The sequence below is a fragment of the Thermophilibacter gallinarum genome (assembly GCF_014982725.1).
In the GTDB taxonomy this organism is placed as follows: domain Bacteria; phylum Actinomycetota; class Coriobacteriia; order Coriobacteriales; family Atopobiaceae; genus Thermophilibacter; species Thermophilibacter gallinarum.
On record NZ_JADCJZ010000002.1, the window covers coordinates 414,112 to 425,912 of the forward strand.

Below are 11,801 nucleotides of genomic sequence, written 5' to 3' on the forward strand. Positions count from 1 at the left end.
CTACTCGGCGACCTTGCCGCCGTTCTTGTCGTAGTCGTACTTCTTGAAGAGCACGAACAGGATGCCGCCGATGACCGCGCCGATGAGGATCGCGATCACCCACTGCAGACCGCCGTCGACGACGGGCAGCACGAGGAAGCCGCCGTGCGGGGCGGGGTCGTGGACGCCCAGGAAGATCGTCAGGATGGCCGCGATGGCGGAGCCGAGCATCATGATCGGCATGACGGGCCAGATGTTCTTGGTCATGAAGGGGATGGCGCCCTCGGTGATGTGGGTGCAGCCCAGGATGAAGTTGACCAGGCCGGCGTCGTGGTCCTCCTGCGAGAAGTACTTCTTGCCCACGATGACCGCGAAGGTGGTGATCAGCGGCGGGACGATGCAGGCGGCGGAGACGGCAGCCATGAAGTTGGTGCCGAAGTTGTAGGCCTCGGTGCCCACGCCGGCGGCGATGGCCTCGGTGAGCAGCAGGGTGCCGGTGGTGTAGGCGGCCTTGTTGACGGGGCCGCCCATGTCAAACGCGCACATGCAGCCGATGGCCAGGCCCAGCGGGATCGGGCCGGCGTTGTAGAGGCCCTGCAGGAAGTCCATCATCGCCTGGTTGATCGCGGCCATGGGGCCGGAGATGCCGAGCATGATGAGGCCGACGATGAAGGTGGAGCACAGCGGGTAGAGGAACATGGCCTTGAGGCCGTTGAGGCTCTGGGGCAGCCCGCTGAAGACCTTCTCGAGCAGCACGATGACGTAGCCGGCGAGGAAGCCGCCGATGATGCCGCCGAGGAAGCCGAAGCCCACGCCCGCGCCGCCGGCGTCGATGAGGCCGGTCTCAGCGTTGACGGGCAGGCCCTGGATGGAGATCATGCCAGCAACGAAACCAGGGACGAGGCCCGGGCGCTTGCCGATGGACTCGGCGATGTAGGCCGAGAGCACGGGCACCATGAGGTTCATGGCAATGCCGCCGATGATCTTGAGCATCGCGGCGAAGGAGTTGTAGTCGGAGGCCGTGGAGTCGTAGGACGTGATGCCCCAGAGGAACGACAGGGCCGTGAGCACGCCGCCGGCGACGACGAAGACCAGCATGTGGCTGACGCCGTTCATGAGGTGGCGGTAGATCTGGTGGCCGATGGACTCCTTCTCGACGACGTCGTCGTCGGAGGCGTTGGCGACCTCGGCCGCGAGCTCGCCCTCGGCCTTGGCTGCGAGCGCCTTGTCAATCAGGCCCTCCGGGTCCTTGATGGCGGCCGTCACGCCGACGCTGATGAGGGGCTTGCCCTCGAAGCGCTCGGGCTGGACGTCCTTGTCGGCGGCGATGATGACGGCCTTGCACGCCTTGATCTCGGCGGGCGTCACCTCGTTCTCCGCGCCGACCTGGCCCTGGGTCTCGACCTTGATGGTGAGGCCCTTGGCAGCGGCGGCCTTCTCCAGGGCCTCCTTGGCCATGTAGGTGTGGGCGATGCCCGTCGGGCAGCCCGTCACGGCCAGAAGGTCATAGGTGGTCTTCTCTGCCATTCTCGCTCCTTCCCTTTCTCTCTTCTCGACGCCCCCTGAGGCGTCGCACTTCCGCTGAGGCGCCCACGTGTCCGAAGCTGCAATCTTCACGTGAACATCACATATGGTGATTATGCAACAAAAGAACGAAGAAAAACGAAAGAAAGAGAAAGAAAATCGGTTTCTTACGAAGGTATACCGCTTACCGCCGCATCGCGCCCGCCGGTGGTTTCTCTTTTCTGGAACCAGCGCAAAACGAAAGGGCTCAATGGGGGTGGGCCAGCGACCGGATAAGGGCGGAAACTGACAGAAAAGGGCGCTCGCGGCCCGTCCGGGGGACCCGCGAGCGCCCAAAGTCGTCAGTCGGCCCGGCGCGGGGCGAGAAGGACGCCGTGCCCGGGCTACGCCTCCCCGCGCAGGCGCAGCGCCTCGTAGGCGCAGCCGTACATGGCCGCCTGGTTGCCGAGGCCGGCGGCCTCGATGCGCACGTCCTTGCAGGTGGGCAGCGCGAGCTCCTGGAAGCGCTCGCGCAGGCGCGGCGCGAAGGTCGCGAAGGCGCCCGCGACGCCGCCGCCGATGAGGTAGAGCTCCGGGTCCATGACGCAGGAGATCTGCGACAGCGCGAGCGCCAGGTAGTCGCACATCTTGTCGACGGCGATGCCGGCGCACTCGTCGCCGTTCGCGAGGGCCTTGAAGACAGAGAGGGTGTCCGTGGCGTGCTCGACGTTCACGGGGGTCACGCCGCGGCGCTCGCACTCCTCGAGGTAGAGGCGGACGACGCCCTTGGCGGAGGCGTACTGCTCCAGGCAGCCGTGACGACCGCAGCCGCAGGTCAGCGGCTCGTCCCGCTCGACGGTGATGTGACCGATCTCGCCGCCGGCACCGAAGGCGCCCGCGACCAGGCGGCCGCCTGTGACGACGCCGCCGCCGACGCCCGTGCCCAGGGCGATGAGGACGAAGCTCTGGACGCCGCGCGCCGCGCCGCCCCACACCTCGCCGAGCGCCGCCGCGTTGGCGTCGTTGACGAAGGCGACCGTCGCGCGCGGGAAGGTGGCCGTGATCGCCCCGACAAGACCCTCGGGGTCGAGCTGGATGTTGGGCAGGAAGCCGACCGTGCCGTCGTCGGCGACGGGCCCGGGGATGTCCAGGCCGCAGGCGATGACGTCCGCCGGGGCGGCGTCATGCGCGGCGAGGACGCGCGTGATGCCGGAGGTCACGACCGCATAGGCGTCGTCGTCAACGAGCGCCGGCGTGGGGATCTTCCGCTCCTCGAGCAGCTCGCCGTCAGGCGTGAAGAGGCCGACCTTGATGCTCGTTCCGCCGACGTCGATGCCCAGTACCTTGTCCATTTGCGTCCCCCTTCGTCAGGCGCGTCACCTACTCATCCCCAACGATGATACGGGGAGCCGCACCACGATGGTCGGACGAACTCGTGGCCGGTCGGAGCCTTCGGTGACGGGCGGCCGGAGGGACGTACGGCTACACTGGTGGGAGCCGAACGCAAAGGGGGACCCATGGCCGAGACAAACGCCGCGCTCTCCAACCCGAGGGCAGACCTCGCCGCGCTGGACGCGCTCGAGCGAAAGCTCTTCTCGCTTCGCTACGCGCTGGACGAGATCGGCTCGCTCGGGCCGGTGATCGACCCGCCCAAGGCGACCGCCGAGCGGAGCGAGGCCCTGGCCGAGCTGGAGCGCGCCCGTGTGGAGACGCTCTGCGACCCGGAGGTCGGCGACATGCTCGCGCGCCTCGCGGACGTCCCCGAGCTCCTGAGCGAGACGCGCCGCGCGCAGGTCCGCGTGCTCACGCGCGACCGCGACGCCCTCGTGCGCATACCCGCCGAGGAGCAGGCCGCGTTCAGCCGTCTCACCTGCGAGGCGGAGGACGTCTGGCGGCGTGCGAAGGCCGCGGGCGACTGGGACGCCTTCGCCCCCTACCTCGACCGCATCGTGGAGGCGCGCCTGAGCATGGCCGCCGCGAGGGACGGCTCGCGCGACCCCTACGACGTCTGGCTCGACGAGTACGAGCCCGGCTGCGACGCCGCCTTCTACGACCGGTTCTTCTCGCAGGTCAAGGACTGCGTCGTGCCCCTTCTCGCCGACTGCGTCGCGAGCCGGCACAAGCCCGGCCGCGCGTGCGTGGAGGGCTCCTTCGACGTGCGCCGCCAGGGCGAGCTCGCGCGTGACCTCGTGGAGCTCGAGGGCCTGGACATGGACGCGCTCTGGCTCGGCGAGACCGAGCACCCGTTCACCGGCGGGCCTTCCTCGGGGTTCGTCCTCATCGCGAGCCACCCCCACAGAGACGACGTCCTCTCCAACGCGTTCTCCATGCTGCACGAGGGCGGGCACGCCCTCTACGAGCAGGGCGTCGACCCGGCGTACCGCCTCACCTCGCTCAGGGGCGGCACCTCCATGGGCATGCACGAGGCGCAGTCGCGCTTCTTCGAGAACCTCGTGGGACGCTCGGCGGCCTTCGCGCCCACGCTGCTCGCCTCGCTCGAGCTGCGCTTCCCCGGGCGGTTCTCCCGCGTGACGCCCCGCCAGCTCTACCTCGCCGAGAACTGCGCCGAGCCCGGCCTCATCCGCACGGAGGCCGACGAGCTCACCTACCCCCTGCACATCCTCGTCCGCTACGAGATCGAGCGCCTGCTGCTCTCCGGGGAGGCGCACGCGGCCGACGTCCCGCGCCTCTGGGCCGAGAAGTACCGCGCGTACCTCGGGCTCGAGGTGCCCGACCACGCCCGCGGCGCGCTCCAGGACACCCACTGGGCCTGCGGCGACTTCGGCTACTTCCCGACGTACGCGCTCGGCTCGGCATACGGCGCGCAGCTCAAGGCCGCCATGGTCGCCGACGGGGTCGACTTCGAGGGCGCGTGCGCGCGCAGCGACCTCGCCCCGATTCGCGCCTGGCTCGGCGAGAAGATCTGGCGCTGGGGCCGCTCGAAGGACTCCGACGAGCTCATCCGCGACGCGTGCGGCGAGCCCTTCTCGCCCGCGTACTACACGGACTACCTCACCGAGAAGTTCTCCGCGATCTACCGTCTGGGGGCGTAGGGCATGCGAGCGCTCATCCAGCGGGTCGAGCGGGCGCAGGTGGAGGTCGACGGGTCCGTCGTCGGCAGCTGCGGCGAGGGATACCTCATACTGCTCGGCGTGGCGCCCGAGGACGACGAGGCGCTCGTCGAGCGCCTGTGGCGCAAGGTCGCGGCGCTGCGCATCTGCGAGGACGACGAGGGCAAGACCAACCGCTCGCTCGCGGACACGGGCGGCGGCGTCCTGGTGGTGAGCCAGTTCACGCTCTACGCGGACGCCCGTCGGGGCAACCGACCGTCGTTCACCGGGGCAGCCCGGCCCGAGCTCGCGGAACGACTCTACGAGCGGTTCTGTGCGCTCGCCGAGGCGGACCTGGGCGCAGGGCGTGTGGGGCGCGGCGTCTTCGGCGCGGAGATGCGCGTGAGCCTCGTCAACCACGGCCCCTTCACCGTCCTGCTCGACACGGACGAGCTGGGCTGGAGCTCATCCAGAGGTTGAATGTCTCATTATCGCGAAGAGCCTCTGTCTGATGCTATTCTTAGCAGGTTGTGCATCCAAGACAGAAAGGTTCCCGTATGAAGATCGTCGATGAGTTCAAGGAGTTCATCGCCCGCGGCAACGTGATGGACATGGCCGTCGGCATCATCGTCGGCGGCGCGTTCACCGCCATCGTCAACTCCCTCGTGACCAGCGTCATCACCCCCGGCATCCACTTCCTCACCGCCGTCACCAGCTCCGCCACCGGCGGCGCCGCCGACGAGGCCAACAACATCATCACCGGCCTCAAGTGGATGGTCCCCGGCACCGACGCCGCCCCCGAGTACATCGACCTCGGCGCGTTCATCGGCGCCGTGATCAACTTCCTGATCATCGCCTTCGTGGTCTTCTGCATGGTCAAGGGCCTCAACACCATGCGTGAGAAGATGGACGCCATCGCCAAGAAGGACGCCGAGGAGGAGGCTGCCGAGGAGGCCGCCGCCCCGCACTGCCCGTTCTGCCTCGAGGAGGTCAAGGAGGGCGCCACGCGCTGCCCGCACTGCGGCGCGGAGATCAAGACCGCCTAGGTCCTCCCTCAACACCTGCACGCAAAAGGCGCCGCCGGGTTTCTCGCCCGGCGGCGCCTTTCTCGTCTGCCGACACGTGGCGCGGGGGCGCTGCCCTATGCCGGGACGCGGGACGTCACGAGCGTCATGTCGCCCGAGAAGCGCAGGTCTCCGCAGCCGGACGGAGCCAGGAAGTGCGTGCCGCGCGCAATCTCGTGCTCCACGCCGGCAGAGGCCGCGCGCACGATGCCGGACCCCTCGATCACGCTCACGCAGAGGAAGGGCCACTCCTCGGCCACGGCCTTCTCGCCCTCCACGCGCACGCGGTCCACCACGAAGTTCGGGCACTCCATGAGCTCGGTCACACCGTCCACCTCGGGCGCCGTGACCTCGCCGGACGCCGGCGCCTGCTGCGCGTAGTCCACCACGTCGAGGCTCTGCTGGATGTGCAGGTCGCGCGGCTTGCCGTCGTCGCCCACGCGGTCGTAGTCGTAGACGCGGTAGGTGACGTCGGAGGACTGCTGGGTCTCCAGGATCAGCGTGCCGCCCTGGATGGCGTGGACGGTGCCCGGCTCGATGGGGAAGAAGTCGCCGACCCGGCACGGCACGAGGTTGAGCATGTCGTCCCAGCGACCCTCCTCGATCATGGCCGCCAGCTCGGCGCGGTCGTGCGCGCGCTGGCCGATCACGATCTGCGTACCCGGGTCGACGGCGAGCACGTACCAGCACTCGCGCTTGCCGAGGCTGCCGTTCTCGTGCTCGGCGGCATAGGCGTCGTCGGGGTGGACCTGCACGGAGAGGTTGTCCTTGGCGTCGATGATCTTCACGAGCAGCGGGAACCGGTCGCCCTCGAGGTCGCCGAAGAGCTCGCGGTGCTCGTCCCAGAGCTCGGAGAGGTGCCTGCCCGCCCAGGCGCCCTCCGCGACCACGCAGTCGCCGTTGGGGTGCGCGCTGATGGCCCAGCACTCGCCGATCGGCCCGTCGGGAATCTCGTAGCCGAAGTCGTCGGCCAGCTTGCGGCCGCCCCAGATCTTCTCGTGGAAGATGGGCTCGGGAAAGATGAGGTCACGGGCATCGTTCATGGCTGCTCCATCGGTCGGTTGCTGAGAAGGACGGGCGCCCGTCGGCGTCCCGCCCCATGATAGACCCTTAAGACGGGCTCGGACTAGAGCGCCACCTCGTAGGTCGCGAGGACGTTCTCGTCGTGGTCGACGGCCGCGAGGGTGATCTCGCAGGAGGTTCCCTCGGTGACGGTGGCGACCCCGCGGTCGACGAAGAGGAAGCCCTCGGAGGTCTCCCCCGCCGCGGCCATGCAGTAGAGCGTGGCGTCCTCCCAGACGTCCGCGCCGTCGACCGTGGTCCTCGCGTTGGTGAGCACGAAGTCGACGTCCGTTCGGTTCTCGACGCTCACGAGGTAGCCCGTGTCGCCCACGGGGTCCGTCCCGATGCCGGTGATCTTGACGAGCGCGGTCTCGTCGTCGCCCGCGACGACGTCGAGCGGGACGTCGACCTCGACGCTGGAGGTGTAGAGGAGCTGCCAGACTACCAGCTCGTCGGAGAACAGGTCCGAGAACTCCGTGGGCTCCGGGCCGTCATGCCCGACGTCGTCCACCGTCTCCTCGAGGTCGTCCAGGCCGCCCATCCCCAGATCGCCCGCGTTGTCGGACGGGTCTCGGTCCATGACGGGCTCGTCGGACGTCTTGGTGAAGACGAGCGTCTCCCCGTCGTAGGCGAGCGTGAGCCGCCCGTCGGCGAGGGGCGCGTCGACGCCCTCGCCCTCGAGCGTCAGCGTGAGCGTGTCGGCATCCCTGAGCTCCCAGGTGCCCGTCTGCTGCTGGCCGAAGGCGTCGATGAGCAGGTCCCCGTCGGAGTCCAGGTCCAGGGTGACGCGCATCCCGTAGGACTCCATCTCCTCGAGGGTCTCGGCGTCCACGTCCCCCTCGTCGAACTCGGCCGACTCGAGCTCCCAGCTGCCCACGCAGCCCTCGACCAGGCCGGCGATGTCGGGGCTGGAGGGCGCCGCCCCGCAGGCGACGAGCGAGACGCCCAGGACGAGCGCACCCGCAAGCGCACCGGCCCTTCTCGTCCAGCTCATGGCCACCCCCCTCAGCCGCGCCGGCCGCGGTGGCCGCCGTGCGGGACCCCGTGGGCGTCGCGTGGGAGGAGAAAGCGCTCGCACACGTTGGAGGTGCGCAGGTACTCGGCACCGAAGGGGTCGACGGTGGGCACGAGGCCGTCCGGGCTCTCGGCAAAGTGGTCCTCGGGACTCGTGCGGACGTGCGGGTTGGTCAGCGTGTAGCCCCGGCTGCACGCACCCTGGTACAGGCCGGACTCCTCGTGGAGCGTGAAGGTCGCGTAGGCGCAGTCTGAGCAGTGAAGTCCCATGGGTCCCCCTCGCATGTCGTTTCCTCGATGGTACCCCTTCGTCACGGGCGGCTCGTTCTCGTCGGTGGGCGGCTCGCGCGGGCGGACGGGCAGCGGGAGGAGGATACTTGGCCCGTACCGCGATGTCCCCGGGCGACGAGGGGGGCCGCATGGGCGAGAAGAGGTACGTCATAGCGCTCGACCAGGGGACCACGAGCTCGCGCTCCGTCCTCGTGGACCGTCGCGGGCGGATGGTGGACGTGGTGCAGAGGCCGTTCCAGCAGATCTTCCCGCAGCCCGGCTGGGTCGAGCACAACCCGCAGGACATCCTCTTCTCGCAGCTGGGGACCCTCACGGAGCTCGTTGCCCGCCACGGCCTGACGTCCGACGACGTCGCTGCCATCGGCATCGACAACCAGCGCGAGACTACCATCGTCTGGGACCCGACCACGGGAGTCCCGGTGTCCAACGCCATCGTCTGGCAGTGCCGGCGCACGGCGGACATGGTCGGGCGCGTCTGCGGCACCCCCGAGGTCCGCGAGATGGTGCGCTCCAAGACGGGACTTCTCCCCGACGCGTACTTCTCGGCCAGCAAAACCGCGTGGATCCTGGAGAACGTGCCCGGCGCCCGCGCGCGGGCCGAGGCCGGGGAGCTGCTCTTCGGCACCGTGGACACGTGGCTCGTGTGGACGCTCACCGGCGGGCTCGTGCACGCCACGGACCCCACCAACGCCTGCCGCACCATGCTCTACAACATCCACGAGGGCCGCTGGGACCAGGACCTGCTGGACCTCTTCGACATACCCGCCTCGATGCTGCCCGAGGTGCGCCCGAGCTCGGGCCCCTTCGGCGAGACGAGCTACCCGGGGCTGCCGGCGGGCATCCCCGTCTGCGGCGTGGCGGGCGACCAGCAGGCCGCGCTCTTCGGCCAGTGCTGCTTCGCGCCCGGGCAGGCCAAGAACACCTACGGCACCGGCTGCTTCATGCTGCTGCACACCGGCGCCGAGGCGCGCGAGAGCGAGCACGGCCTCGTGACCACGATCGTCGCCTCGCCCCCCGGCACGACGCAGACGCAGTACGCGCTCGAGGGCTCGGTCTTCGTCGCCGGCGCGCTGGTTCAGTGGCTGCGCGACGAGCTCGGCATCATCCGCGACGCGGCGGAGACCGAGTCGCTGGCGCAGAGCGTGCCGGACACGGGCGGCGTCTACGTGGTGCCCGCGTTCACCGGGCTCGGCGCCCCGTGGTGGGAGCCGGACGCGCGCGGGGTGATCCTCGGCCTCACGCGCGGGACGGGACGGGCGCACCTGGTGCGTGCGGCGCTCGAGGCCCTCGCCTACCAGATTCGCGACCTGGCGGACGCCATGGAGGCGGACGCGGGATCGGCGCTCGACGTGCTCAACGTCGACGGCGGGGCCTCGGCGAACGACTTCCTCATGCAGTTCCAGGCCGATCTGCTCGGGTGTGAGCTACGCCGGCCCGCCAACACCGAGACCACCTCGCTCGGCGCCGCGTTTCTCGCCGGGCTGGCCTCGGGGTTCTGGGGCGGCACGGACGAGCTCGTCGCGCTGCGCGAGACGGACGACGTGTTCCGCCGCACGATGGACCCGGCGCGCGTAGACGCCCTTCTCGCCGGCTGGCACGACGCCGTGCGCCGCGTGATGTAGGGGTCGCGGGAGCCTAGAAGTCCGCGTTGCCCACGGTGCGCGGGTGCGGGATGACGTCGCGGATGTTGTCCACGCCGGTGAGGTACATCACCATGCGCTCGAAGCCCAGGCCGAAGCCCGCGTGCTCGCAGCCGCCGTAGCGACGCAGGTCGAGGTAGTACTTGTACTGCTCCGGCTCCATGCCCAGCTCCGCGATGCGGCGCTCGAGCACGTCCAGGCGCTCCTCGCGCTGGGAGCCGCCCACGATCTCGCCGATGCCCGGCACGAGGCAGTCCACGGCGGCAACGGTCTTGCCGTCGTCGTTCAGGCGCATGTAGAAGGCCTTGATGGCGGCCGGGTAGTCCGTCACGAAGGTCGGGCGCTTGAAGTGCTCCTCGGTGAGGTAGCGCTCGTGCTCGGTCTGCAGGTCGCAGCCCCACTCCACGGGATACTCGAAGACGTGGCCGGAGGCGGCGGCCTGCTGCAGGATCTCGATGGCCTCGGTGTAGGTGACGTGCGCGAAGTCCGAGGTGGCCACGTGCGTGAGGCGCTCGATGAGGCCCTTGTCGACGAACTTGTTGAAGAACTCCATCTCGTCCGGGCACGCGTCCATCACGTAGTTGATCACGTACTTGAGCATCTCCTCGACGCACGCCATGTCGCCGGCGAGGTCGCAGAAGGCCATCTCGGGCTCGACCATCCAGAACTCGGCCGCGTGCCGGCGCGTGTTGGAGTTCTCGGCGCGGAAGGTGGGGCCGAAGGTGTAGACGTCGCCGAAGGCGAGCGCGAAGTTCTCGGCCTGGAGCTGGCCGGAGACGGTGAGGTTGGCGGCGTGGCCGAAGAAGTCCTGGGACCAGTCGATGGCGCCGGACTCGGTGCGGGGCGGGTTCTCCACGTCGAGCGTGGTCACGCGGAACATCTCGCCCGCGCCCTCAGCGTCGGAGGTGGTGATGATCGGCGTGTTCACGTAGACGAAGCCGCGCTCCTGGAAGAAGCGGTGGATGGCGTAGGCGGCCACGGAGCGCACGCGGAAGACGGCGCGGAAGAGGTTAGTACGGCTGCGCAGGTGCTGCTGGGTGCGCAGGAACTCGCGGGTCTGGCGCTTCTTCTGCATCGGGTAATCCGGCGCGGAGGCGCCTTCGACGCGAATCTCCGCCGCCTGGAGCTCGAAGGGCTGCGGGCGATCCGGCGTGAGCGCGAGCGTGCCCGTGACCACGAGGGCCGATCCCACGCCCGTGGCTGAAATCTCGTCGTAGTTGGCGAGCTTCTCGCGGTTCATGACAACCTGCAGGTCCTTGAAGCAGGAGCCGTCGTTGAGCATGACGAAGCCGAAGTTCTTCATGTCGCGGACCGAGCGGACCCAGCCGGCGACGGTGACGGTGGTCCCGCCGAGCTCGTCCATGTCGGCGAAGAGCTGAGAGATGTGCGTGCGTTCCACGGGCGTTCCTCCGAGGTTCTTCTCGCCTGTTTTTGCCTGTCTAACTCTAGCGCATCGGGGGGAAGCGGTCTCGGCTAGAATCGAGACAGCGACAAGACGCACCCCCGGAAGGAGCACCCATGGAAGCCTACAAGCGCGAGTTCATCGACTTCATGGTCGAGGCCAACGTCCTCAAGTTCGGCGACTTCACCCTCAAGAGCGGTCGCAAGTCCCCATTCTTCATGAACGCCGGCGCCTACGTGACCGGTTCCCAGCTCAAGCGCCTGGGCGAGTACTACGCCCACGCCATCAACGACAACTTCGGCCTGGACTTCGACGTGCTCTTCGGGCCTGCGTACAAGGGCATCCCGCTGGCCGTGACCACCGCCATCGCCCTGCACGACCTCTATGGCAAGGAGGTCCGCTACTGCTCCGACCGCAAGGAGGAGAAGGACCACGGCGCCGACAAGGGCGGCCTGCTCGGCGCCAAGCTCGCCGACGGCGACCGCGTGGTCATGATCGAGGACGTGACCACCTCCGGCAAGTCCATCGACGAGACCTACCCCAAGGTCACCGGGGCCGCTGACGTTGAGGTCAAGGGCCTGATCGTGAGCCTCAACCGCATGGAGGTCGGCAAGGGCGGCGTCGTGACCGCCCAGCAGGAGATCCAGGAGAAGTACGGCTTCCCGGTGGCGAGCATCGTGAGCATGGCCGAGGTCGTGGAGGCGCTCGACGGCACCGTAATCACGCCGGAGCTGCGCGCGGCGATCGACGCCTACTACGAGCAGTACGGCGTCAAGTAGACGAGAAGGACGAGCAC

11 protein-coding genes are annotated in these 11,801 nt (G+C 68.9%); 5 read left to right on the plus strand and 6 right to left on the minus strand.

The genetic code is table 11. The features are described from left to right. Both INF26_RS05830 and INF26_RS05835 read right to left on the minus strand, forming a co-directional pair. The gene (locus INF26_RS05830; RefSeq protein WP_193529845.1) at nt 1-1,506 is read right to left on the minus strand and encodes a PTS fructose transporter subunit IIC; all 1,506 of its coding nucleotides are present in this window, start codon (nt 1,504-1,506) and stop codon (nt 1-3) included. 380 nt (nt 1,507-1,886) lie between these two features. Further along, entirely contained in the window at nt 1,887-2,834 is a 948-nt protein-coding gene (locus INF26_RS05835) for an ROK family protein (RefSeq protein WP_193529847.1), read from the minus strand. 165 nt (nt 2,835-2,999) lie between these two features. Here INF26_RS05835 and INF26_RS05840 point away from each other — a divergent pair, with 165 nt between their 5' ends. The 3 genes from INF26_RS05840 (at nt 3,000) to mscL (ending at nt 5,578) form a co-directional block, all read left to right on the plus strand. Next, entirely contained in the window at nt 3,000-4,535 is a 1,536-nt protein-coding gene (locus tag INF26_RS05840; protein WP_193529849.1) for a carboxypeptidase M32, read from the plus strand. A gap of 3 nt (nt 4,536-4,538) precedes the next feature. Further along, nucleotides 4,539-5,012: a D-aminoacyl-tRNA deacylase gene (gene dtd / locus INF26_RS05845; RefSeq protein WP_193529850.1), complete on the plus strand. Its 474-nt coding sequence runs from the start codon at nt 4,539-4,541 to the stop codon at nt 5,010-5,012. A 77-nt stretch (nt 5,013-5,089) separates the two neighbouring features. Further along, nucleotides 5,090-5,578, plus strand: a complete 489-nt coding sequence (gene mscL / locus INF26_RS05850; protein ID WP_193529851.1) for a large conductance mechanosensitive channel protein MscL — start codon at nt 5,090-5,092, stop codon at nt 5,576-5,578. A 95-nt stretch (nt 5,579-5,673) separates the two neighbouring features. On the opposite strand, the gene INF26_RS05855 is transcribed toward mscL, so the two are convergent. The 3 genes from INF26_RS05855 to INF26_RS05865 all read right to left on the minus strand — a co-directional run bounded on the left by INF26_RS05855 (nt 5,674) and on the right by INF26_RS05865 (nt 7,942). Continuing rightward, on the minus strand, nt 5,674-6,639 hold the full coding sequence (locus tag INF26_RS05855; protein WP_193529852.1) for a type I phosphomannose isomerase catalytic subunit: 966 nt from the start codon (nt 6,637-6,639) through the stop codon (nt 5,674-5,676). An 83-nt stretch (nt 6,640-6,722) separates the two neighbouring features. Further along, complete coding sequence (locus INF26_RS05860) at nt 6,723-7,652, minus strand: hypothetical protein (protein ID WP_193529853.1); 930 nt, start codon at nt 7,650-7,652, stop codon at nt 6,723-6,725. Nucleotides 7,653-7,663: 11 nt separating this feature from the next. Then, nucleotides 7,664-7,942 (minus strand): hypothetical protein, encoded by a 279-nt coding sequence (locus INF26_RS05865; protein ID WP_193529854.1) that lies wholly within the window; start codon nt 7,940-7,942, stop codon nt 7,664-7,666. A gap of 149 nt (nt 7,943-8,091) precedes the next feature. Here INF26_RS05865 and glpK point away from each other — a divergent pair, with 149 nt between their 5' ends. Beyond that, complete coding sequence (glpK, locus tag INF26_RS05870) at nt 8,092-9,585, plus strand: glycerol kinase GlpK (protein WP_193529855.1); 1,494 nt, start codon at nt 8,092-8,094, stop codon at nt 9,583-9,585. A 13-nt stretch (nt 9,586-9,598) separates the two neighbouring features. Here glpK and asnS read toward each other — a convergent pair whose 3' ends face one another. Then, the gene (gene asnS, locus INF26_RS05875; RefSeq protein WP_193529857.1) at nt 9,599-11,002 is read right to left on the minus strand and encodes an asparagine--tRNA ligase; all 1,404 of its coding nucleotides are present in this window, start codon (nt 11,000-11,002) and stop codon (nt 9,599-9,601) included. A gap of 119 nt (nt 11,003-11,121) precedes the next feature. Between asnS and pyrE the strand changes: the two genes are divergently transcribed. Then, nucleotides 11,122-11,784 (plus strand): orotate phosphoribosyltransferase, encoded by a 663-nt coding sequence (gene pyrE / locus INF26_RS05880; protein ID WP_193529859.1) that lies wholly within the window; start codon nt 11,122-11,124, stop codon nt 11,782-11,784. Nucleotides 11,785-11,801: the final 17 nt, after the last annotated feature.

Excerpts from the sequence above, each read along its gene's own strand:
- INF26_RS05855 (WP_193529852.1), bottom strand. The coding sequence starts at position 6,639 with ATGAACGATGCCCGTGACCTCATCTTTCCCGAGCCCATCTTCCACGAG.
- INF26_RS05840 (WP_193529849.1), top strand. The coding sequence starts at position 3,000 with ATGGCCGAGACAAACGCCGCGCTCTCCAACCCGAGGGCAGACCTCGCC.
- INF26_RS05865 (WP_193529854.1), bottom strand. The coding sequence starts at position 7,942 with ATGGGACTTCACTGCTCAGACTGCGCCTACGCGACCTTCACGCTCCAC.
- INF26_RS05835 (WP_193529847.1), bottom strand. The coding sequence starts at position 2,834 with ATGGACAAGGTACTGGGCATCGACGTCGGCGGAACGAGCATCAAGGTC.
- mscL (WP_193529851.1), top strand. The coding sequence starts at position 5,090 with ATGAAGATCGTCGATGAGTTCAAGGAGTTCATCGCCCGCGGCAACGTG.
- INF26_RS05860 (WP_193529853.1), bottom strand. The coding sequence starts at position 7,652 with ATGAGCTGGACGAGAAGGGCCGGTGCGCTTGCGGGTGCGCTCGTCCTG.
- dtd (WP_193529850.1), top strand. The coding sequence starts at position 4,539 with ATGCGAGCGCTCATCCAGCGGGTCGAGCGGGCGCAGGTGGAGGTCGAC.
- INF26_RS05830 (WP_193529845.1), bottom strand. The coding sequence starts at position 1,506 with ATGGCAGAGAAGACCACCTATGACCTTCTGGCCGTGACGGGCTGCCCG.
- pyrE (WP_193529859.1), top strand. The coding sequence starts at position 11,122 with ATGGAAGCCTACAAGCGCGAGTTCATCGACTTCATGGTCGAGGCCAAC.
- glpK (WP_193529855.1), top strand. The coding sequence starts at position 8,092 with ATGGGCGAGAAGAGGTACGTCATAGCGCTCGACCAGGGGACCACGAGC.